This window comes from Rhodococcus sp. 14C212 (genome assembly GCF_011058195.1).
Classification (GTDB): domain Bacteria; phylum Actinomycetota; class Actinomycetes; order Mycobacteriales; family Mycobacteriaceae; genus Rhodococcus; species Rhodococcus aetherivorans.
In genome coordinates this window covers 12,207-33,353 of record NZ_JAALEH010000063.1, presented here as the reverse complement: position 1 = coordinate 33,353, position 21,147 = coordinate 12,207, and the positions used below count along the sequence as shown (strand labels likewise).

19 protein-coding genes and 1 pseudogene are annotated in these 21,147 nt (G+C 66.4%); 4 read left to right on the top strand and 16 right to left on the bottom strand.

Annotated features, from left to right (window positions below):
* Window positions 1–585 precede the first annotated feature (585 nt).
* Window positions 586–723: a hypothetical protein gene (locus G6038_RS22040; protein ID WP_165039889.1), complete on the bottom strand. Its 138-nt coding sequence runs from the start codon at window positions 721–723 to the stop codon at window positions 586–588.
* Between the two features lie 34 nt (window positions 724–757).
* On the opposite strand from G6038_RS22040, the gene G6038_RS22035 reads away from it, so the two are divergent.
* Window positions 758–1,150 (top strand): LuxR C-terminal-related transcriptional regulator, encoded by a 393-nt coding sequence (locus tag G6038_RS22035; RefSeq protein ID WP_165039888.1) that lies wholly within the window; start codon window positions 758–760, stop codon window positions 1,148–1,150.
* A gap of 34 nt (window positions 1,151–1,184) precedes the next feature.
* On the opposite strand, the gene G6038_RS31530 is transcribed toward G6038_RS22035, so the two are convergent.
* The 5 genes and pseudogenes from G6038_RS31530 to G6038_RS22015 form a co-directional block, all read right to left on the bottom strand.
* On the bottom strand, window positions 1,185–2,021 hold the full coding sequence (locus G6038_RS31530) for a mycofactocin-coupled SDR family oxidoreductase (protein ID WP_240918652.1): 837 nt from the start codon (window positions 2,019–2,021) through the stop codon (window positions 1,185–1,187).
* Window positions 2,022–2,144: 123 nt separating this feature from the next.
* Window positions 2,145–2,435: pseudogene (locus G6038_RS31525) on the bottom strand (oxidoreductase); the annotation flags it as partial.
* Between the two features lie 540 nt (window positions 2,436–2,975).
* Window positions 2,976–3,491, bottom strand: coding sequence for a flavin reductase family protein (locus G6038_RS22025; RefSeq protein WP_240918649.1), 516 nt, complete (start codon window positions 3,489–3,491; stop codon window positions 2,976–2,978).
* A gap of 33 nt (window positions 3,492–3,524) precedes the next feature.
* Entirely contained in the window at window positions 3,525–4,175 is a 651-nt protein-coding gene (locus G6038_RS22020) for a 3,4-dihydroxy-2-butanone-4-phosphate synthase (protein WP_240918648.1), read from the bottom strand.
* Window positions 4,176–4,187: 12 nt separating this feature from the next.
* The gene (locus tag G6038_RS22015) at window positions 4,188–4,583 is read right to left on the bottom strand and encodes a nuclear transport factor 2 family protein (protein WP_165039885.1); all 396 of its coding nucleotides are present in this window, start codon (window positions 4,581–4,583) and stop codon (window positions 4,188–4,190) included.
* A gap of 278 nt (window positions 4,584–4,861) precedes the next feature.
* On the opposite strand from G6038_RS22015, the gene G6038_RS22010 reads away from it, so the two are divergent.
* The gene (locus G6038_RS22010; protein ID WP_165039884.1) at window positions 4,862–7,501 is read left to right on the top strand and encodes a LuxR C-terminal-related transcriptional regulator; all 2,640 of its coding nucleotides are present in this window, start codon (window positions 4,862–4,864) and stop codon (window positions 7,499–7,501) included.
* Between the two features lie 94 nt (window positions 7,502–7,595).
* Here G6038_RS22010 and G6038_RS22005 read toward each other — a convergent pair whose 3' ends face one another.
* A complete protein-coding gene (locus G6038_RS22005) occupies window positions 7,596–8,885 on the bottom strand; it encodes an acyl-CoA dehydrogenase family protein (RefSeq protein ID WP_240918646.1) in 1,290 nt (429 codons plus the stop codon).
* Window positions 8,886–9,292: 407 nt separating this feature from the next.
* Between G6038_RS22005 and G6038_RS22000 the strand changes: the two genes are divergently transcribed.
* Both G6038_RS22000 and G6038_RS32155 read left to right on the top strand, forming a co-directional pair.
* A complete protein-coding gene (locus G6038_RS22000; RefSeq protein WP_165039883.1) occupies window positions 9,293–10,954 on the top strand; it encodes an acyl-CoA synthetase in 1,662 nt (553 codons plus the stop codon).
* Window positions 10,955–11,024: 70 nt separating this feature from the next.
* Window positions 11,025–12,431, top strand: coding sequence for a 4-hydroxyphenylacetate 3-hydroxylase N-terminal domain-containing protein (locus tag G6038_RS32155; protein WP_165039882.1), 1,407 nt, complete (start codon window positions 11,025–11,027; stop codon window positions 12,429–12,431).
* Between the two features lie 198 nt (window positions 12,432–12,629).
* Here the strand turns inward: G6038_RS32155 and G6038_RS21990 are convergent, their stop codons facing one another.
* The 9 genes from G6038_RS21990 to G6038_RS21950 are packed head-to-tail and all read right to left on the bottom strand — an operon-like array spanning window position 12,630 to window position 21,143.
* Complete coding sequence (locus tag G6038_RS21990) at window positions 12,630–13,046, bottom strand: SRPBCC family protein (protein WP_165039881.1); 417 nt, start codon at window positions 13,044–13,046, stop codon at window positions 12,630–12,632.
* On the bottom strand, window positions 13,037–13,810 hold the full coding sequence (locus G6038_RS21985) for a tyrosine-protein phosphatase (RefSeq protein WP_165039880.1): 774 nt from the start codon (window positions 13,808–13,810) through the stop codon (window positions 13,037–13,039). Before G6038_RS21985 ends, G6038_RS21990 begins: the two co-directional genes overlap by 10 nt.
* Entirely contained in the window at window positions 13,807–14,946 is a 1,140-nt protein-coding gene (locus G6038_RS21980; protein WP_165039879.1) for a thiolase family protein, read from the bottom strand. Before G6038_RS21980 ends, G6038_RS21985 begins: the two co-directional genes overlap by 4 nt.
* Window positions 14,946–15,356, bottom strand: coding sequence for an OB-fold domain-containing protein (locus tag G6038_RS21975; RefSeq protein ID WP_165039878.1), 411 nt, complete (start codon window positions 15,354–15,356; stop codon window positions 14,946–14,948). Before G6038_RS21975 ends, G6038_RS21980 begins: the two co-directional genes overlap by 1 nt.
* The gene (locus G6038_RS21970) at window positions 15,356–16,855 is read right to left on the bottom strand and encodes a carboxyltransferase (protein ID WP_165039877.1); all 1,500 of its coding nucleotides are present in this window, start codon (window positions 16,853–16,855) and stop codon (window positions 15,356–15,358) included. The genes G6038_RS21975 and G6038_RS21970 overlap by 1 nt, the downstream gene beginning before the upstream one ends.
* On the bottom strand, window positions 16,852–18,261 hold the full coding sequence (locus G6038_RS21965) for an acetyl-CoA carboxylase biotin carboxylase subunit (RefSeq protein ID WP_165039876.1): 1,410 nt from the start codon (window positions 18,259–18,261) through the stop codon (window positions 16,852–16,854). Before G6038_RS21965 ends, G6038_RS21970 begins: the two co-directional genes overlap by 4 nt.
* Window positions 18,254–18,802, bottom strand: a complete 549-nt coding sequence (locus G6038_RS21960) for a biotin/lipoyl-containing protein (protein WP_165039875.1) — start codon at window positions 18,800–18,802, stop codon at window positions 18,254–18,256. The genes G6038_RS21965 and G6038_RS21960 overlap by 8 nt, the downstream gene beginning before the upstream one ends.
* A complete protein-coding gene (locus tag G6038_RS21955; protein ID WP_165039874.1) occupies window positions 18,799–20,538 on the bottom strand; it encodes a pyruvate, phosphate dikinase in 1,740 nt (579 codons plus the stop codon). Before G6038_RS21955 ends, G6038_RS21960 begins: the two co-directional genes overlap by 4 nt.
* A complete protein-coding gene (locus tag G6038_RS21950; protein WP_165039873.1) occupies window positions 20,535–21,143 on the bottom strand; it encodes a hypothetical protein in 609 nt (202 codons plus the stop codon). Before G6038_RS21950 ends, G6038_RS21955 begins: the two co-directional genes overlap by 4 nt.
* Between the last annotated feature and the right edge of the window lie 4 nt (window positions 21,144–21,147).

Sequence of the window (21,147 nt, the reverse complement as noted above, 5' to 3'; positions counted from 1 at the left end):
CGGGGCGCACCGGTCGGGGGAACAGAGCCGCAGTTCAGCAGGCTCGCGAGCGACCGGCATGGACGTGTTACAGCGTCCAAAGATGTTGGACGTCATGGGTTCGCGTATTCTGCAACTCGTGATTGTCTGTGGTGGATATGCACGATTATCCATCAATGACAATCACGAGTTCACCGGCGTTACTTCTCTCTTACCGCGCCCTGACGGTTTCTCGGGATCGATAGACACGAGAATTCCGGGTCGCAGTCCAAGAAACAGCTGATTGACACGCTGGAGTGAATGCCGGGCGGGGTTCCTTCGCCCGAGTTGGCTTGGTTTGCCGCGCAAACCAACCGACCGAAGGAACCCCATGCCCAAGTGTGCCGGGGAAGTGATAAAGATCTTGGGAGCCTATGACCTGACCCGCTGTTTCGCCGATTTCGCCGAGGCGTGCGCTCGATGGTGCGGGAAGATGAATGCCCGTCCGCATCGGGCCTTCGGGGCGGCCCCGACGGTGCGGTTGACGACCGAACGGGGACGACTGTACGTGCTGCCCGAGGATCCGTATCTGCTTGGCCTCGGCGACGAACGCCTCGTCGGGTTCGATCAGACCGTCAGCTGGGGGATGTGCGGGATTCGCCCCCTGACGGGCACCAGGATTCGAAGGCGTGGTGTCGGGTCGCCGGCGACGAACTGGTGATCGTCGCCCGCGTCGGCGCCGGCCTCGCCGAGATCACCCGCCACTGGCTGTCCACCCCGGGAAACCCGCGGATCGTCGATGCTCACTATCCGCATCGCCCCCGACGACGAATCGATGCTACGTTCACCCAGGCTCCGCCAATGCACTGCGGTCGAAGTCAACTTCCTCGCCCTCTGGGACGGCGCGCACCGCTGGCTCGTCGAGGCCGCCGCCGGAGGAGTCCCCAGGATCCGCCGAAAGACGGCAAGGGCAGTCGAATTCGCCGCGGTCCTCGGCCCGCAGCGAGTCGATCGAGCATTGACGGAGCACGTGGCCTCCGGGATGACCAACAAGGATATCGCCGCCAAGCTGGTTCTGGCGCCGGGCACGGTGGAGGGACACGTCGAACACATTCTGGAGAAGCTGGGAATGAGCAGGCGTCACGAGATCGCCGCAGCGATCGAGCACGCGGAGCGGGGCACGCCGAGGTAGTTCCGGGTGCCCCACCCTCGCTGATGTCTGCTGATCAGACCTTGTTGAGGGCGCCCGCGTCGACGGGCATTGCGATGCCGGTGACGTAGCGTGCCGCGTCCGAAGCCAGCCATACCACGGCGTTACTGACATCCACCGGTTCGATCCAGGGGGTCGGCAGCACGTTCATCGCCGTCTCGCACGCTTCTCGGAAATCCTCGTGTGTGGGCGTCTCGAGGTCCGGACGGAATAGACGGTACATGTCCTCGTTGTCGATCATGTCCGTCAGCACCGACGTTGGATGAAGGGAGTTGCATCGAATCCGATGGGCGCCCAGCTCATTGGCGGCAGTTCGGGCGAGACCGGTAACGCCGTGCTTCGCGGCGACGTAGTGGGCGAAGTTGGGGAAACCCTGCAAACCGCCGGTGGAGCTGATCAGGACGATCGATCCGCCCTCACCCTGCTCGATCAGGATGGGAACAGTCGCGCGCATTGTCTTCCATACGCCCGACAAGTTGATGTCGATCATTTCGTCCCACTGCTCTTCGGTGAGCTGGTGCAGCGGAGCGGACGAGAAGATGCCGGCGTTCGCCACCACGGTGTCGAGGCGTCCAAGCTTCGCGACACCCTCGGCGACCACGTCCTGGAGCTGACTCAGCGACCGCACGTCGGCAACCGCGACGTGGGTACGCTGCCCCAACTTCTCGATGTGCCGGGCCGTTTCCTGGAGTTCGTCCTCCGTCGCACCGCGGTACTTCGTCGTTGCCGGCTTGGCACAGATGTCGACGACGATGACGTCGGCGCCCTCTTCCGCGAGCCGGACGGCATGCGAGCGCCCTTGCCCGCGTGCTGCTCCCGTTACCAGTGCGACCTTGCCTTCAAGCTGTCCCATCAGGGGTCCTTCCGTTGTGACTACGGTTGGAAATGGACGAGGGTGTCTCAGGAAGCTGTCTTCTCGTAGGCGCGCATGATCGGTGTGGCGAGCATCGACGAGGGTGATCTGATCGACCAGCATGTGCTGCGTTGCGACGGTGGCGTCACGCACGCACCGGCCGAGCGCGCTGGGGTCGCGGATCGACTGGCCGCCGGCCCAGCGGTGTGCGAAGCCGACGATCTCACCGGCCACCTCCTGTGACCAGGTGATGACCTGACGCCACCGGGCGCGCTGCTCCTCGGTGACCTCCACACCGGCGCGGGCACTGGCCTCGGCGTCCTCGTGCGCGGCGTAGACGTACAGGCGAGTCGCCTGGTAGAGAGCTTCGTACTTGCTGAACTCGCGGCGGAACAGCTCCGACTCGCCGATCACCGTGTTGCCGGTGTCCGGCGGATTGCAGTTGAACACCTCGGGCGCGATCAGCGGGCTCCAGCCGGTGAACTCGGCGAGGGACGCGTATTCGGGGTTGGTCAGCCCTGCCCCCTCCCGGGCGGGCAGGAACAGGTTCCACGGGCCTTCCCGCTTTGCGACCGCCTTCAGGTCTGCGACGATCAGCGGCGCACCCCCGTGGTCGGGCTTGGCGGCGAGTTGCTGCCCCGCGACTTCCTCGGCCGGCAGCACTCACTCCTGCATGAACGCCGTCAGACGTCCTTGCCGATTCCGTACCTTCGGTACTGTACTCGAAATGCACCGTCGAAACCTCCCTCCGTATCGGACCGAGGCCCAGGTCACGCTTGTGCCGACAGCTTTTTCCGACCCGCCCCTCGAGCGACGCCGGGATCACCTTGCCGATCCGACCGACAGCTCCGCGTAGGAGCGCATTGCAGCTGCGTCGACCACACTGCCGTTCGTCGACCACCCGTGCGGACGCGACGTCGATCCGTGCGGAGCGGATGCATACGCGGTCGGTCGTCACCCGCCTCGATGTGCGAGGTGCGTGCCGAACTGGCGGCCGTGGTAGGTCAAGGGCTCGGCAGCCGTGTCGGTTTCGACTTCCGTGACGGCGCCGACGAAGATTTCGTGGTCACCGCCGGGCAGGATCGAGTCGAGCCGACACGAGAGCCAGATCGCGGAGCCGTCGAGTCGTGGTAGCGCACCCTGCCGCCGCCACGGCATCCCTGCGAACTTGTCGCCGCCTTTGGTGGCGAACCGTACGGCCACGTGACGCTGGTCCGCGCCGAGGACATTGACACCGAACTCTCCGGCGCTCTTGATTGCCGACAGACTCTCGGACGTGGTAGCCATCGAGACCGCGATCAACAGTGGATCGACCGACAGCGACATCAACGCGCTCACGGTCGTGCCATGGGGGCGCTCCCCGACCATCGTGGTGATGACCGAGACCGGTGCACACATGTGTGCCATGGCTTCCTTGAAACCGGCTTCTAGGTCGGGGGCGGTGCTGTCGGTGAAGGTGGTGGTAGTCATGACTCGCTCGTCTCCGAACTGGTGTTTCGGTCCTCAGGCGGCATCACGGTGGGTGTTCGCAATGGTGGCCAGCAGGTCCGAATGGCGGACCGTCGGCAGGCCCCACTGCCAGGCTTCTGTGATGTCGGCATTGCGGCACGGGTCTTCCCGCGATACGAGGGAGGTGAATGCCACCGGCCAGCCTTCGGCGTCGCCTGCACGCTCGGCACACAACTGGCCGGCCTGTGCGATCAGACGCGTCCTGTCCGGCAGATCGGTGCTTCCGACCAGGATCGGGACGACATGGCCGGGACGGGTGAACGAGGTCGGGGTGGCGACCGGGCTGCCCAAGGCCCGAAGCGTAATCGCTCGGTCGTGTGCGGAGATCCCGGTGGTGGTCCCGTCGACCGCATCGACCGCTACGCACATCCGACCACCGAAGGAGCGGGCCGATTCCCAGGTCATCGGAGGCAGGCACAGGCGACGAGCATCGGACTCGGAAACTGTGACACAGATGAATCCGCTTCCTTCACGGATCATCTCGGCCACGGAATGCACCGATGCCGTGTTCGCCAGGATCATCATCTCGATCCCGCTGCCGCCCAGATCGTCGACAGCGAGCACGGGCCGGCCGGCTCGTAGGTCGTCGAGTGCGGCTTGGACAGTGGCGGTGGTGGTGTGGCCGCGGGACAGTGCGATGCTCATCGCCATCACCTGTCAGCCGCCGAGCCCGGTCGCAGCCCAGAAGGCTTCGAACGAGGACGGCACGAGATCGTTGCCGCGGACGATTTTGCCGTCGACGAACCTGTGGCCCATCACCATGGTGATGTCGAGTTCGTGTTCCCCGAGCTTCCGGTACGCGCGGATCTTGGCGACCACGAGCTCGTCGTCGATCACATCGCAGCTGATCACCTCGTTGGCCGACGCGTCGAGCTTGGCCAGCACCCCGAGCCCCTCCAGGAACTCGGCCTTGGTGTACACGCGCTGTGTGCCGTCGAAGCTGAAACCGGCCCACGTCATCGAGTCGTCGTACAGGTCCAGCAGCGGCGCGGGGTCACCCTGGTCGGCGGCGGCAAACGCTGTGGTGAGCGCTTCGGCGTTCTGTCGGGTCATCGGATTACCTCTCGATCGCTGAGTCCACGGTTCATGTGGCAGTCATCACTTTCCTCCCCGGGGCACCTTGAGGTAACCGTCCGACTACGTGGCCCTGTACGGGAGCGGCCCGAGAAAGGCCATGAATGCAGTTATGCCTGGTAGAGAGCTGGCTCGCGACATCGGAACAGGTATGCTGACGGTATCGACGCAACACCGGTGATACATCTTGACCCCCTTGCTTGTGTTACCGCACCGCGCCGCCGCATAGTGATCTGCATCTCAGGAGGGAGGGAGCAGTGAACGCTGACGAGTGGTCGGAAATCCGCCGATGTCACGCCGAGGGTGAGTCCATCAAGGGCATCGCGCAACGGCTGGGCATCTCGCGGAACACGGTGCGCAGGGCCCTGTCGATGGCCGAACCACCGACCGACCACCGCCGACTGAAGGGATCGGCGGCCGACGATGCCGACGTGCGAATCCGGAATTTGGTCCACCGGTCCCCGAACATCTCGATCGCCGAGGTGGCCAGACTCATCCAATGGCCGCATTCGCGCACACTCCTCGCACGCAAGGTGAATCACATCAAGACCGAATCAGGCAGCACCGACCGCGACCACATCACCACGGGGACCGGCCTACCTCAGCAACCCACCAGTTTCGTCGGGCGGCATTCCGAGTTGCGTGAACTCCGCCGCCTGCTGGGCGACCACCGACTGGTCTCGATCGTCGGCCCTGGAGGGATCGGCAAGACCCGACTGGCGGTACAGGCGGCGGAAGAGTTCCGGCGGGCCTTTCCCGGCGGGGTGCGCTTCGTCGAGTTCGCTTCTCTTCGGAGTGAGAGTCTGTTGAGTCAGGCGATCTGCGACCGCCTCGGACTGGAGACCCGAGACGGGCCCGACAGTTCCGCCGACGACGTTCTGATCGAGCACCTGCGCAATCGACGGATACTTCTGGTCCTCGACAACTGCGAGCACCTCATCGAAGGCACCGCCACACTCGTGAGCCGATTGGTCCAGGAGACCACAAGTCTGCGGGTACTCACCACCTCGCGCGAATATCTGGCGGTTCCGGGAGAATACGTGTTCCACCTCGCTCCCCTGCCCACGCACGGTGATATCGCGTCGGGTGCACTCGAGCTGTTCGCCCGTCGCGCCGAGGCGGTGCTGTCCGGGTTCGAACTCGACGCGTCGAACGTCCACGCGGTTCGACGGATCTGCGAACGACTGGACGGTTTGCCGCTGGCGATCGAATTGGCGTGTACCCGGCTGAACGTCCTCTCGGTCGAAGACCTGGCCGACCTGCTGGACCGGCGCCTGTCGATGCTGACCGTCTCTGCGCGTGGGCGCACGCCCCGACACCGTAGCCTGCAGGCCACCATCGACTGGAGTTACGAACTGTGTTCGGAAACCGAACGCGCGCTCTGGTGCCGCACATCCGTCTTCGCCGACAGCTTCGACCTCGACATGGCAACGGCGGTGTGCTCGGACGACACGCTCTCCGAGGACGAGATCATGGACTCCACAGCGAGCCTCGTGGCCAAATCCGTCGTGGTACGTGATACGTCGGACGTTGGTGTTCGCTTCCGGCTGCTCGAATCCATGCGTGAGTATGGATGGGGGAAACTGACCGCCGCCGACCGCCGCGGCATGAATGCGCGGTTGCTCGAGTACTGCGCACGGGTGATCGACGAGTCGACGGATCATTGGTACGGCCCGGAGCAACTGGCCAAGGCGACCGCGGTCTCGGTCAATCGCGGAAACATCAGGGCCGCACTGCATTCTGCGATGAGCGACCCGAGCGATGATGCCCTCGTGCAGCTTGTCGCCGACACCCTGGGATCGTCCCGGTTCCTCTGGGCCTGCGGGATATCGGTGCGTGAACACCGGATGTGGTTGACGCAGGCACTCGATCTGCCCGGGGTCTCGAAGGCCGCCAAGGGCCGGATTCTCACGGTGCTGGCACTGGTGCAAACGCTTCAAGGTGACCGAGATGCTGCCGACTTCACCCTGCGTCGAGCTCGCGAGGTCGCGGGTGACCGCGATGATCCGGTGACGGCATCGTTCGCGGTGCACATAGCCGGACTGCGTGATTTCTTCGCCGGAAGAACCGATTCGGCGATGGCCAGTCTCGACGAGGCGGAGCGAAGCTACCGACAACACGGGTGTGCGCCGGACTTCGTATCGATGTTGCAGATCCACCGCGGGATGCTGCTGTGCTCCACCCTCGATGTGACCGAGGCGGCGGGCGCGTTCGGCGCGGTGTTCAGGCAGACCGACAGTGTCGGTGAATTGTGGTTCCACTCGTATGCGACCTACGGTCTGGGGCATGTCGCATTGCTGGAAGGCGATTCCGACACCGCTGCGCGACGCGCATTGGAGGCCCTGCAGATCCAACGCCAGTTCGGTGACACGATCGGCAAGACGGTGATGGCCGACCTACTCGGTTGGGCACTGGCGGACAAGGGAGAAAGTGCTCGTGCCGCGGTCATACTCGGTGCCGCCTCGTCGATGTGGGGCTCGATCGGTCAGCAACTCTACGGAGCCGACCACTGGAATACGCTACGAGAAAAGGCGGTCACCACCGCACGTACGCAGGTCGGACCGTCGGAGTTCGACGCCGCCTGGGCGCGGGGGCAGGCGATGTCGGCACGCGAACTGCTCGCCTACATCTTCGGTGAGGAATGCGATACCGGCGGCGCCCAGGTGACCAGTGGGGTTCCGGGCGCCCGTCAACCCAGCGGGCATGAACTCGACAGCCGCGAGGTGCTCTCACCCCGCGAGCGTGAGGTTGCCGAACTGGTCGCCCGGGGCCTGACCAACAAGCAGATCGCCGAGAAGCTGGTGCTGTCTCCTCGAACGGTGGAAGGCCACGTGGAGCATCTACTGCACAAGCTCTGTCTGTCTCGCCGGACGGAGGTCGCCCGAGTCCTCTCCTGACGGCAGGAACGCTCCTGGTATGGACGGCAGCGTGGTGTGTCCGCGCCCGGGCCGGTGAGCCGGCCCGGGCGCGAACACGGCCGGGCTCGGGCGGTCAGCTCTGCTGGTAGCCGGGCAGGATGGCCTGCGCTGCCTCGCTCAGAGTCATCCGGTCGATCAGGGCGTGCTGAGTGGCGACGGCCGCATCACGAACACACCGTCCCAGTGCGCTGGGGTTGCGCACTGTGGCACTACCGGCCCAACGGTGGGCGAACATCACCACGTCACCGGCAACCTCTTGCACCCAGGTCGCCGCCTGGCGCAGGCGCGCGTGCTGTTCGTCGGTGATCGGTCGTCCCGCCGCGGCGGTTTGCTCCGCATCACCGAACACCTCGTAGACGTAGGCGCAGGCCGCTTTGTACATGGCTTCGTGGCGGGCGAACTCGATCCGGAACACGTCCGAATCGCCTACGAATCCGTCGTACCCGGGACGCATCTTCGAGGCAACGATCCGAGAGATTTCCTGCAGTGCACGCTCGGCGAGGCCGAGTGCCACCGGCGCGTGCCCGCCCACGCCGATGCCCAGGAGGCCGAGCTTGTAGACGGGCTCGGGACGGACGGGAACGGTGGAGAACGTACTCATGGTGAACCGCTCCGGCACGAACCGATCCGTGACCCGGTAGTCGTACGAACCCGTGCCCACCATGCCCATCACGTCCCAGTTGCCCAGGAATTCCACCTGTTCTCTGGGAATCCATGCAATGCGGGCCTCCGGCTGGCCGTCGGCGTCGATGACGGGCTTGCCCTCGTCGTCGTGGACGACGAATCCGGCACCGATCCATGAGGCATGGGCCGATCCACTGGCGAACTGGAAGCGCCCGCTGACTCGATAGCCGCCCTCGACCCGGACACCCGATCCGGTGGGCACGACCATGCCGGCGGTGATTCCCTTGTCGGTTCCGCCGAACATGTCCCGAGCTCCGTCAGGGTTCGTGTACCCGACCGCGACTCCGGTGCTGCACGAGTTGGCCATGAACGCCCAGCCCGTGGACCCGTCGGCTCGGGTGATCTCCTGGATCACCTTGAACGTGCTGACGATATCGAGGCCGGCTCCGCCGTACTCTTCAGGAACCAGAAGCCAGAACAGACCCGCGTCGGCCAACGCCTCGTAGACCGGCCGGGTGATCGTGGCTCCGGCCTCGATGGCTGTGGCTTCGGCCTCGATGACCTTCGCGACTTCACGAGCTCGATCGAGATACTCGGCTCCGCGAATCCTCTGTGCGTCCACCGATGGTGCTTCTGCAACCGCAGTCATCTCGAAATTCCTTCCATGCGGCCCGAGCGGGCCCTTGCCTATGACGAGGATCACAGTGGCTGGTTCCACAGCGTCGGCGCAGCGTGGCAACCACGTGGTCCACTACGCGGTCTCGCAAACAAGTACTCCCTGGGGTCTTGCGTGCGACGGAGCCGGATTCCCAGAGGTCGCATGCGGTACGACGCCGAGGACGCGAGCGTTATGCACAGCTCCATGTCATGCCCGAGGGGTCAATATGTGTCGTCAGCGGGTGCCGGCTGCGTAGCGGGCCGCGGCGCGACGTGACGCGAAGGGGCGGCACGCTGGCACTTCCACCACCGAACGTGCTCGTGACTCGGACCCGTAGTGGATCACGTAGCCGGACGGTATCGGTGCGCCCCCGGGAAGGGCACAGTGACACACACCCGAAACCACCGTCCACGACTCCTGCGACTCCGCAGCGACGTGCGAACGGCCCCAACCGACAGCGACTCGTACTCGAGCAAAGAGGTCCACCCATGCAGATCGACAATGCCTGCTCTGCCCTCGTGTCCCGAGCCCGTGGACAATCCCTCGGTGACATTCCGCGGCGGTCCGCGGTGCGGGTTCCGGACAAGATTGCGATCGTCCATCGTGAGGTGCGGTTGACGTTCGCGCAGTTCGACGCCGTCATCGACCAGGTCGCGGCCGCGCTGCACGCGGCCGGTCTGCGCCGCGGCGATCGACTGGCGATCCTCTCGCACAACTGCTGGCAGTTTCCGGTGCTCAACTTCGCCACCGCCCGACTCGGAGTGATCTTCGTTCCTGTCAACTTCATGCTCACCGGACCGGAGATCGCCTACATCCTCGACGACTGCCGGGCCGACGCTTTCGTCGTCGAGGACGCGTTGATCCCGACTGCCGAACGGGCGTTGTCGGAATCGGCCGGCAGTGTCCGAATCAAGGCCGGCATCGAACTGTCCGATCAACGGCTTCCCGACGGGTGGGCTCCGGTGTCGGAGTGGACGAACTTCTCCGGCGACCCCGCGCCGGACGTACCAGTCGAGGACGACGAGGTCATCCGGATCATGTACACCTCGGGCACCGAGTCCCGCCCGAAGGGGGCGCTACTCACCAGCCGGTCCTTGATGTGGCAGTACATCAGCTGCATCGTCACGGGTGGCATGAGCTCGGACGACGTCGAAGTCCACGCGTTGCCGCTCTATCACTGCGCACAGTTGGACAACTTCCTCAGCACCGACATCTACCTGGGCGCCACGAGCATCATCGTCGACGGCCCGGATCCGGAGGTCCTGCTGCGCGCTATCGAAGCCGAACAGGTCACCAACCTGTTCTGCCCGCCGACGGTGTGGATTTCATTGCTGCAGTCGCCGAACTTCGACACCACCGACCTACGGTCACTGCGCAAGGGCTATTACGGTGCCTCCGCCTTGCCGGTCGAGATCCTGCGTGAGATGAACCGCCGCCTGCCCGGCATCCGACTGTGGAACTTCTACGGTCAGACCGAGATGGCGTCGCTGGCGACCGCGCTCGGACCGGAAGATCAGATCCACAAGGCTGGCTCGGCCGGGCGACCGGCGCTCAACGTGGAAACACGGATCGTCGACGACCAGGACCGTCCGCTTCCGGCCAGCGAAGTCGGCGAAATCGTGCACCGCAGCCCGCACGCAACGCTGGGCTACCTCGGCCAGGACGACAAGACCGCCGAGGCGTTCACCGAGGGCTGGTTCCACTCCGGCGACCTGGGATATTTCGATGAGGACGGCTACCTGTGGGTGGTGGACCGGAAGAAGGACATGATCAAGACCGGCGGGGAGAACGTCGCCACCCGCGAGGTCGAGGAAGTCCTCTACACCCTCGACGGCATCGAGGAAGCCGCCGTGTACGCGATCCCGCACCCTCGATGGATCGAAGCAGTCGCCGCAGCCGTTGTCGCCACAGCCGGCGCCGAAATCGACGAAGCTGCTGTCATCGCCCACTGCCGGGCACACATGGCCGGCTACAAGGTGCCGAAGCATGTCACCATCGTCGACCACCTGCCGAAGAACCCCAGCGGCAAGATCCTCAAACGCCGCCTTCGCGAGCAGTTCCGCACGGAATCGAACCGTGCCGGTGACCGCTCGACCGAGAGTCGGACGGACACACTGCAATCCGCTGGAGTCGACGTGAGTCGGACGTGATCTCGTCGTCACTGCATTCGGGGAAACCCACAATTTCTGTCGTGCCAGCTATTTTCGTAGGAGGAGTTTCGTGGCGATCCGTACTTCGGGTGAGTATCGCAAGGGGTTGTCGGACGGCCGGCGGGTGTTCTACCGCGGCCGCAGGGTCGACGATGTCGTGGCCGATCCGGAGCTGTCCTTGGCGGTCGATCATTCGGCGAGCTGCTACGACATCGCCGCCGATCGTCCCGACCTGGCCGTGACCGAGGTCGACGGGGAACCGGTCAGTGCCTTCTACGTCGCGCCCACCAACGCCGAGGACCTCGCCCGCCGCGGCGCGCTGATCGAGGAGGTCTCCCGCCGCGGAGGCGGCACGATCGTGCTGAAGGAGGTCGGCAGCGACGCCCTGTTCGCGCTGCTACGCGCCACCGAAGGCGAAGGACTCGATAACGCCCGCGCGTTCTACCGGCGCGTGTGCCGCGACGACCTGGCCCTGGCCGTGGCCCAGACCGACGTGAAGGGCAACCGCTCGCTCGGGCCGGGCGAGCAGGCCGACCCGGACCTGTACCTGCACATCGTCGACGAGGACGCCGAGTCGATCACCGTGCGCGGCGCCAAGTGCCACACCTCGTTCTCCGCCAACGCCGACGAGCTGATCGTGCTGCCCACCCGGGCGATGGGACCGCACGACGCCGACTACGCCGTCTCGTTCGCGATCCCGATCGACACCCCGGGACTGAATCTGTATGTCTCCCCCTACGCCGCCGGCGAACGCAACAGCTTCGAGTTCCCGATCTCGACCAGGCACAAGCTGCTCGAATCGCTGACGGTGTTCGACGACGTGCGTGTCGCCAAGAACCGGGTGTTCCTCAACCGCCGACCCGAGCTGGCCGGGCCGTTGGCGCTGGCGTTCGTCGACTATCACCGGTTTACCGCGATCAATTACAAGCTGCCGTTGCTCGACATCCTCGTCGGCGCCGCCACCTTGATCGCCGAGGCCAACGGCATCGGCAAGGCCGGACACGTCAAGGGCAAGCTCACCGAGCTGATCACCTGGAGCGAAACGGTCCGTGGCCTAGCCGAGCTGTCGGCGATCCGCTCCCGGCCCGGCGAGCACGGCGTGCAGCAGCCCGACCCGCTGGCGGTGAACATGGCCAAATACCATTTCGCCCACGGCTACCACCACGCCACCGCGATCCTGACGGATCTGTCGGGCGGTCTGCTCGCCACCGGACCGGGCGGTGAGGACTGGGACAATCCCGACATCCGCGCCGTGCTCGAAAAGTACTACGCCGCGGCGGTCCCGGCCGAGCAGCGTCTGCGCCTGCTGCACCTCATCGCCGACCTGACCGCCCGCGACTACGGCGGGTACCAGGCGGTGCTCGCCACGCACGCCGAAGGCTCGCTCGAAGCCGAAAAGCTGCAGATCGCCCGGTCGTTCGACGCCACCCGTGCCCGTGACTACGTCAGTGCACTGGCCGGCATCGGAGACCTGTGAGCACGCACCGCGAAACCCCCTGATCCCGGTCGGCGCCCCGCGCCCCCTGCCGGGGCGCCGACCGATTCCACCTCATGCGCTCCTCTTGCGACCGTGAATCAGCGAATCCCGGGGTGTGGGTGCGGTGGGGAACTCTGCGCGGTCGAGGGATTGACGATGCACCCGTGCACGGTCTCGCTCGTTCGCCTCACCGGAGATCTAATGTTGCTGAGCGGCGACACTTTTCGTCAATCCGTCCAATGCTCCGCGATAAATTTCCGTGATGGTCTGAGCGAGAGCGGTGTCTTCCTCAGCTGAGGGGCCTTCGAACTCCGCGCTCCATACGACTTCGGCGCCTTCGGGATGCTCGACGACGGCGAACGTCGATCGGTAGGAGCGCAGTGGCAGTGGCCCCGAGACGTACTCGTAGACGTAACGTCTCTGCTTCCCGTCATGTTCGACGATCCGCTCGGTCGCTTCGCCTCCGCCGTCGACGAAGATGATGTGTCGTAGATCCTCACGCTGCCAGGACTCTGCGATGGCGGGGATCCAGTCCGCGACCTTGGCGGTATCGCCGCCGATCGCCCATACGGCTTCCGGTTCGGCCGCGATCACTCGGGTTTCGCTCACCTGCATCGCTTGTCCTCCGCTTCGGTGTCGTCGTGAGTGATGAGCAGTGTGGTCAGACGGTCGATCGCCTCGGGTCCTACGCCGTGGTCGTGGAGCAAGTTCTGGACTCCCTTGTACTGCCGGTCGACCCTGTCGAGGAATCGCTCCATCGCGTCGGGGGGAGCGGTCCACACCTGCGGGGGGTAGACGTCGGCTGCGGCACCGTACGAGGCCATCTCGCGCAGCCGGTGCATGGACGCGACCACGTCGTGGGGGGCAGCCGCGTAGTCGGCAACGATGTCCTCGCGTCGCACACCGATCGCGGCGAGGAGCAGTGCAACTGCCACCCCGGTTCGGTCCTTGCCGACGGTACAGTGCACCAGCACGGGCAGTACCCCCGGTTCGAGCAACCGGGAGATCAGGGATACGACACCGGCCGCGTCCTCGGCCAGGTAGGCGAGATACCGGGTGACCAGTGGGTCGTCGCCGGGCATCGGGGCCACAGCCGAGTCCGGGGCGACCGTGTCGCGGATGCTGAACGGGTGCGGGAGGTGGCGTACACCCAATTCGTCGAGCGGCCCGCGGCCTTCGATCGCGACTTCGTGTGGCAACCGCAGGTCGATGGTGGCGCGGATCCCGGTGTCCGTGATCAGGGCACGGGCCGCGTCCGGGTCGAGGAACTGAGGGGTTCCACTGCGGTAGAGCAGTCCGTGCCGGACGTGTCCCCCATCGTGCGTGCGCAGGCCGCCCACGTCGCGGAATCCCAGCAGGCCCGCGTAGGAGGTGGTCATGATTGCGTGGACAAGATCGTGACCACGCAGGCGTTGCCGTCCATGCCGGCCGCTCCCCCGCCCATGGTCTCCACGAGACCGACTCGATGCCGGGCGACCTGCCGGGGTCCGGCCTGGCCGCGCAGCTGCCAGGCGATCTCCGCCAGCTGCGCCATGCCGGTCGCGCCGAGCGGGTGCCCGCGGGAGAGCAGCCCGCCACTCGGATTGACCGGTTGCGCGCCGTCGCGGGTTGTGTGCCCGGAGGGGGCGAGTTCGGCGCCTTTGCCCCGTGGTGCGAGACCGAGCGCTTCGAGGGTGACGATTTCGCCGATCGTGAAGGCATCGTGCACTTCGAGTACATCGATCTCCGCGGGTGTGCGGCCTGCTTCGGTGAAGGCCTTGGCCGCCGCTCGCGCCACGCTCGCGAATCCCCAGACGTCTTCACTGCGCTGGTCCCATAGGGCACCGGAGACCATCGCCGACGATTCGATCCGCAGATCGTTCGGGTTGCCTCGGTCACCGCCGACGATGGCTGCTCCGGCGCCGTCGCTGGTGGGACAGCACTGGAGGAAGGTCAGGGGTTCGGCGATCATGCGGGAGTCGAGCACCTCCTGGATCGTGGGAACGGTGTCCCGCAGTTGGGCTCGGGGATTGTCCATGCCATTGCGCTTGTTCTTCACGGCGATCGCGGCGAGCTGTTCGGGGGTGACCCCGAACTCACCTACATACCGTTGTGCCTGTAAGGCGTAGAGCCCCGGCAGCGGCAGCGATGACGCTCCTTCGGGGTCGGTGGCCTCGGGCACGATTGCCCCGGAGAACAGGGTGGACATCTGATCTATCCCGAGGACCAGGACGCAGCCGAATCGGCCGAGCCGCACCGCTTCGACCGCCTCGTGGTAGGCGCTGGTGCCGCTGGCGCAGGCATTCTCGACGGTCCACATCGGCACCGAGGGAATACCGAGGCCGCGTTGGATCCGAGTGGCCACACCCGGTGGACCGAACACCGAGCCGACGATGATCGCGTCGATCGCATCCGGGCGGATTCCGGCATCGCGGACAGCCTCGGCCACCGCTGTCCAGGCGAGTGACTCGACTCGGTGTTCCGGGAACCGGCCGTAGGCCGAGGTCCCGACACCCCACAGCATTGCCTGCTCCATCACCGCCCCTTTCGGGTCGCGACGAGGTCGCCGTCGTCGGTTCCGGTGATCTCGAGACGTGCACCCAGTTCCAGGAGCTCCGGTTCGGCGAGGTGGACGAGCACCCGTGGCCCGTCGTCGAGATCGAGATACGCCAGTCCGAAGGGTGGTCGGCGGGTGCCGACCGGGATGGCGATCACCGTGGAGGACCAGGCCTTGCCGGTGCGGGCGAAACGAGCCGGTTCGGTGGCCTCGTAACACACCGGGCACCAGGGAAGCTCTCGCTGAGCGGTCGGGTACCGGCACACGGTGCACCGGGAGCCGAGCACTGCGTCGCGGTCGAGGACCGGCCGGGAGTCGGCGACCGGGAGACCGCCGACGGCCGCGCCGGCCCGACGTTTGGTGGGTCGACCCACGCCGAGCTCGCTCATCAGTGGCCCCCTTCCAGGGTGAGGGTGAAATCGCCGGCCTCGATGTGCAGGTAGGCCCCGACCGAGGTCTCGACCAGGTCCCGGATGTAGCGCACCTGCCTGCTCGTCGGTGCGAAGTCCCGGTGGCGTTGCGGGGTGGCGCGCATGATGTCGATGTCGTTTTCGGGCACCAACAGACGCAGAATCAGCTCGTCGTCACTGATCGACTCCCCGAACTTCGTGCGCAGCTCGCCGAGGGTCGGCTGTGGGGGTTCCCAGTTCTCGTAGCTCTTTGCCTTCGGCGAGCTCATGATCTTGTCGAGGACATCGGCATCCATCGGGACGACAGGTTTGCCATAGAAGCCGTTCGCGTAGATCATCACCTCGTCCGGCACGACCGAGTACCGCGATCCCGTCACGACGTTGAGCACAGCCTGGGTGCCCACCAGCTGCGAGAACGGGGTAGCCATCACCGGATAGCCAAGTTCCTCGCGCACTCGGGACATTTCGTCGAGAACTTCTTCGAATCGGTCCTCCATGCCCCGGTCGCGCAGCTGGGCCTTGAAGGTGCCGGCCATCCCACCGGGCAGCTGGTGACGGTACTGGAACAGGGAGAACTCCGCCGGTTGGCCGACCGGCAGGTCCTCGTATTCGGCGACGCGGAGCAGGTGCTGCTCGACGGCCGGGAACCGGGAGTCGTCGAGATCGACGTCGAACCCGGCGTAGCGCAGGTTCGCCACCGTGTTCTCGGTGGAGGGCAGGGATACTCCGGCCGCGAGCGGGCGGCTCGCGGTGTGCACGCGGTCGGCGCCGGCGAGCACGCCTTCGAGGTAGTTCATCGGAGCCAGGGCGTTGTTGCTGTGGAAGTGGATCTCCACGGGCAGGTCACCGGCGGCGCCCTTGATAGCGGCGATCAGCGAGCGGGTGCGGGCGGGAGTGAGCAACCCGGCCGCATCCTCGAGTTCGATACCGTCCGCACCGAGGGCGACGAGCTCGCGGGTGCGCTCGGCGTAGTACTCGTCGGTGTGGTACGGGCTGTCGGCGTACAGGATGCAGGGGATCGCCTGGGCGCCTTCGGCCTGCACAGTCTTGACCAGTCGGCCGATCTTGTCGATGTTGAACAGCCCGTCGTAGATCCAGAAGCTGCCGATGCCGTGGGCACACAGCCGCTGCACCCACAGATCCATCACGCTGTCGGCAGTCAGGCCGAAGGTGACGATGCCGTTGCTCCGGGTACCGGCGCGGACAGTGGTATCGGGCATGGCCTTCGACAGCGAGATCAGCTGCTCCCACGGATCCTCTTTGCAGTGACGCACCAGCACTTCGAAAATGGAACTGCCGACGAGGTCGATGGTGTGAAAACCGGTGCGGTCCAGCTCGGCGGCCATGGGAAGACCCATGTCCTTGCGCAGCCGCATGCCCCACCAGCTCTGCGGACCGTCACGCAGTGTCTGGTCGATGATGTCGATCCTGCGACGGGTGCCGTCGGCGTTGCGCGGAGCGCAGTCGAGGTAACTCATGAGATCTTCTCCAGATAGTCGGGGAGCCCCCGAGAGGCGATCCAGTCGGTGGTAACGGTGCCGGCCCGGAAGTCCGGATGGTTCAGCGCCGTCCGGGCGAAGTCGGCCGTGGTAGGAACGCCGGTGACACCCAATTCACCGAGTGCCGCGACCATGCGGTCGGCGGCGGTGCCGCGGTTCGGGCCGTAGGCCACGACCTTGGCCAGAAGGGAGTCGTAGTACGGGGTGACGACGTAGCCCGATTCGCAGTGGCTGTCGACCCGGATCCATTCTCCCTGCGGAGGATCCCAGGTCTCGACTGTGCCGGGATGGGGAATGAATCCTCGTGCCGGGTCCTCGGTGGTGATACGGACCTCGATGGCGTGTCCGGTCAAGTCGATGTCGTCCTGCGTGTAGCGCAGCGGTTCGCCGGCTGCCGAGCGCAACTGTTCGGCGACGAGGTCCACCCCGGTGACCATTTCGGTGACGGGGTGCTCGACCTGGATGCGGGCGTTGAATTCGAGGAAGGCGTAGTCGTGGGTGTCGGCGTCATAGATGAATTCGACGGTGCCGGCGCTGTCGAGGCCCAGCGCCTCGGCGAAGGCAACGCCGCTTCGGCGCAGGTCCTGCCGAATCTGCTCCGGAAGGTTGGGCGCGGGGGACTCCTCGACCACCTTCTGATGGCGGCGCTGCAGGGTGCAGTCCCGCTCGCCGAGGTGGATGACCGAGCCATGCTTGTCCCCGAGGACTTGCACCTCGATGTGCCGGGCGTTGCGGATGAACCGTTCGATGTAGGTGCGGCCGTCCCCGAACGCCGACTGTGCCTCGGCCGCAGCCGGGGCCCAGCGAGCCCGGAGTTCGGTCTCGTTCTCGACCACCGACATGCCGCGGCCCCCGCCGCCGGCAGCAGCTTTGACCAGTACCGGGTATCCCAGTTCGGCGGCGGCGGCGACCGCCGCCTCGGTCGAGTCGAGTATCGGGGAGCCGGACAGCACCGGGATTCCGGCCGAGCGTGCCAGCTCCCGTGCCCGTGCCTTGTCGCCGGCCTCGGCGACCGCCTCGGGCCGTGGTCCGACGAAGACCAGACCCTCGGCCACACAGGCGGCCGCGAACTCGGGATTCTCGGAGAGGAATCCGTATCCTGGGTGCACCGCATCGCACCCGGTGCCCAGTGCCGCGCTCAGGACCGCTGGAATGGACAGGTAGCTCTCTCCGGCGGGGGCGGGGCCGATGCACACCGCGCGATCGGCCATTCGGGCGGCGAGGCCGTTTCGGTCCACGGTCGAGGTCACCGCCACCGTCTCGATGCCCAGGGCGTGACAGGCTCGGATCACGCGAACCGCAATTTCACCGCGGTTGGCGACCAGGACCCGCCGCAGCGGGGTACCGGCCGGCGAGTCGGAATCCAGGGTGGACGGGCTAGCCATCGGTCGGCCTGATCAGGAACAGTGGCTGGTCGAATTCGACGAGGTCGGCGTTGTTTGCGCAGATCTGCACGATCTCACCGCCCTGGGGTGCCACCACGGGGTTCATCAGTTTCATCACTTCGACGATCGCGAGCTGTTGGCCTGCCTCGATGGTCTGCCCGACCTGCACGAACGGGGGTTCTCCCGGGCTCGGTGCCACCCAGAACGCGCCCACTGTCGGTGATTTCACCTCGACGCAGCCTGCGGTGTCCGCTGCTGCCGGCACCGGGGTCGCGGTGACGGGTGCGGTACTGCCGCTGCCTGCGGTGGCCGGAGCTTCGGCGGTGACGGGCGTGCTCGGCGCTGCCGGGGCCGTGGCCGGTGCCGTGGGTGCGGATTCTGTGGAGGCAACGGTGTGTGTCGGTGCCGACGGGGGGCCGTCCTTGCCGACGGTGATGCGCATGCCGTCCATTTCCAACGTCATGGCGGCCCAACCGGAGTCGTGGAAGGTGCGCAGAATCTCTTGCACTTCGCGGTGGGTGATGCGCTCCGGTGTGCTCATGAGGTTCTCCTGTGGTGGGCGATGGCGGCGAGCAGCACCGGGAGCCGGTGCGAGGTGACGATTTCGGCCACCCCGGCATCGAGGGCGGCACGCACTCCGTCGGGAGCACAAAAGATGGCGCCGTGAACGGTTTTGGTTCCGGGCGGGATTTCGGGAAGCTGGTCGCCGAGGTCTTCGGGCGCGAGCGTGTCCGCGTCGAAGACCGGTTCGAGGGTGGCGATCGGGCTCGCCCGCAGCGCCGTGGCTTGTTCTGCCCACTCGGTGAGGCGGCGCAGATCGTCGTCCTCGCTCTCGTCTGCCGCCGAGGTGGGTAGCGTGCCTGCGTAGATCCGACCGGGGGTGGCGTCGACGGTCACGGTGCGGCCCACCAGGCGCTCCACCGTGCCCGCGCCGCATCCGACGACACACGGTGTGTCGAGTGCCCGGCCGACCACGGCCGCGTGCGACGTCGCGCCCCCTTGCTCGGTGACCACAGCGCCGGCCGCGATCATGCCGTGCACGTCGTCCGGGCTGGTGGACCGGCGAACCAGGATGCAGCCCGGACTGGCCTGGGCCGCTTCCGGGGTGTCTACCACCAGTCCCGTGGCGACACCTGGACTGGCCGGTACACCGGTTGCGAGCACTTCGGCAGTGTCGGCGGCAGCGGCGGCAATGACCGGCCGCAGCAAGGTGCGGATCTGATCGGCGGTGACCCGGGACAGCGCCTCGGCAGGCTCGATGACGCCCTCGTCGACGAGTTCGACCGCGATGCGCACCGCGGCCCGGGCCGTGCGCTTCGCGGGGCGGGACTGCAGCAGGAACAGCTCACCGCTCTGGACGGTGAACTCGATGTCCTGCGCGTCCCGGCCCTCGCGATCCAGGCGCTCGGCCGCGTCGAGCAATTCGGCATGCACCGCCGGCCACCGAGCGGCGAGATAGGACAGGGGCTCGGGGGTCACCCGGCCGGACACCACGTCCTCGCCCTGCCCCCCGGGCAGGTACTCGCCGTAGGGCTCGCGGATCCCGTCCACCGGATTCCGGGTGAAGAGCACCCCGGTGCCGGAGTTGTCGTCGAGGTTGCCGAACACCATCGCCTGGACGGTGACCGCGGTGCCGAGATCGTCGGGGATCCCGTAGTGCTTGCGGTAGGCGAGGGCGCGCCGCGAGCGACTCGACTCGAACACCGCCGCCACGGCGGCCTGCAGCTGCTCCCACGGATCCGCCGGTACGCTCGCATCGATGTCGTCGACGATGGCGGCCCGCACAGCGGCAGTGTCGGGCAGCTCGTCGAGTTCGTCGGTGCAGCCGAGTACGAGTCGGCCGTAGAACCCGGTGAATCGGCGGTGCACCTCGGCCGCGAAATGCGGATCGCCGCTTTCGGTTGCCAGGGCTGCCTCGACGTCGTCGTTACACCCGAGGTCGAGGATGGTATCCATCATGCCCGGCATACTGACGGCGGCACCGGACCGCACCGACACCAGCAACGGACGGTCACGTCCGCCGAAGGTGCGGCCCAGTTTCTTTTCCAGGAAGCGGATCCCCGTGGCCAGTTCCTCGACCAGCCCGTCGGGCAGGCCACCGTCGGCGAAGTAGGCTTTGCACGCGTCGGTGGTGACGACGAAGGCCGGCGGCACCCGCAGACCGAGGGACCGCATGCGCCACAGACTCCATGCCTTGCCCCCGACCAGGTCCCGGCTCGGCTCGGCCGCGACCTCCTCGGGGACGACCAGCCAGCGCAAACTCGTCGCGGTGCTCATTCCGGGCGCTCCTGTCCGGTCAGGCGGAGGATGTGCTCGTGCATCTGGAACCACACGGTGTGGACCGAGTCGACCCGTACGCCGCTGATGTAGTCCGTCTCGCCGCCTTCCGCGCGGGTGAGTGCGGCGCCGATCCGATCGAGGAATCGGTCGACCAGCGGGTTGGCGTCGGCCAGCGGCCGCAGGACTCTGTAGGTCTTCTCGTGCACGCGGCCGAGCTTCTCGATGATCTTGTTGTCGTAGTCGAGGTCGCCGTGCTCGTTGGGGACCCGCTCGCCGTCGACCTCGATGGTCTGCCAGTCGGTGGTGAGGGTCAGCACTTGCCTGTTCACACCGGTCTCGAACGCGTCCATCGCCGCGGTGACGGCGGACTCGGCTCGCAGGGCGGCGAAGGCGCGCGGATACACGCCGTCGAGGAATCGCCGGCCGGCGGGCGTGATCATGTAGTTGCCACGCGCCGCCATGACGGCGCTCTCGACGACCGCTTTCTCCAGCCCTGCTTCGACCTCGGCAAGCGGAAGACCGTTGATGTCGCTCAGGTGTTCGGCAGAGCCGAGCTGCCGCAGGGTCAGGGTATGGACGGTGAGCTCGTAGGGGTCGAGCATGATG

Coding starts and splice junctions, on each gene's coding strand:
- G6038_RS22035 (WP_165039888.1), top strand. CDS start 758: ATGCTCACTATCCGCATCGCCCCCGACGACGAATCGATGCTACGTTCA.
- G6038_RS31530 (WP_240918652.1), bottom strand. CDS start 2,021: ATGGGACAGCTTGAAGGCAAGGTCGCACTGGTAACGGGAGCAGCACGC.
- G6038_RS22025 (WP_240918649.1), bottom strand. CDS start 3,491: ATGACTACCACCACCTTCACCGACAGCACCGCCCCCGACCTAGAAGCC.
- G6038_RS22020 (WP_240918648.1), bottom strand. CDS start 4,175: ATGAGCATCGCACTGTCCCGCGGCCACACCACCACCGCCACTGTCCAA.
- G6038_RS22015 (WP_165039885.1), bottom strand. CDS start 4,583: ATGACCCGACAGAACGCCGAAGCGCTCACCACAGCGTTTGCCGCCGCC.
- G6038_RS22000 (WP_165039883.1), top strand. CDS start 9,293: ATGCAGATCGACAATGCCTGCTCTGCCCTCGTGTCCCGAGCCCGTGGA.
- G6038_RS21990 (WP_165039881.1), bottom strand. CDS start 13,046: ATGCAGGTGAGCGAAACCCGAGTGATCGCGGCCGAACCGGAAGCCGTA.
- G6038_RS21985 (WP_165039880.1), bottom strand. CDS start 13,810: ATGACCACCTCCTACGCGGGCCTGCTGGGATTCCGCGACGTGGGCGGC.
- G6038_RS21980 (WP_165039879.1), bottom strand. CDS start 14,946: ATGGAGCAGGCAATGCTGTGGGGTGTCGGGACCTCGGCCTACGGCCGG.
- G6038_RS21975 (WP_165039878.1), bottom strand. CDS start 15,356: ATGAGCGAGCTCGGCGTGGGTCGACCCACCAAACGTCGGGCCGGCGCG.
- G6038_RS21970 (WP_165039877.1), bottom strand. CDS start 16,855: ATGAGTTACCTCGACTGCGCTCCGCGCAACGCCGACGGCACCCGTCGC.
- G6038_RS21965 (WP_165039876.1), bottom strand. CDS start 18,261: ATGGCTAGCCCGTCCACCCTGGATTCCGACTCGCCGGCCGGTACCCCG.
- G6038_RS21960 (WP_165039875.1), bottom strand. CDS start 18,802: ATGAGCACACCGGAGCGCATCACCCACCGCGAAGTGCAAGAGATTCTG.
- G6038_RS21955 (WP_165039874.1), bottom strand. CDS start 20,538: ATGAGCACCGCGACGAGTTTGCGCTGGCTGGTCGTCCCCGAGGAGGTC.
- G6038_RS21950 (WP_165039873.1), bottom strand. CDS start 21,143: ATGCTCGACCCCTACGAGCTCACCGTCCATACCCTGACCCTGCGGCAG.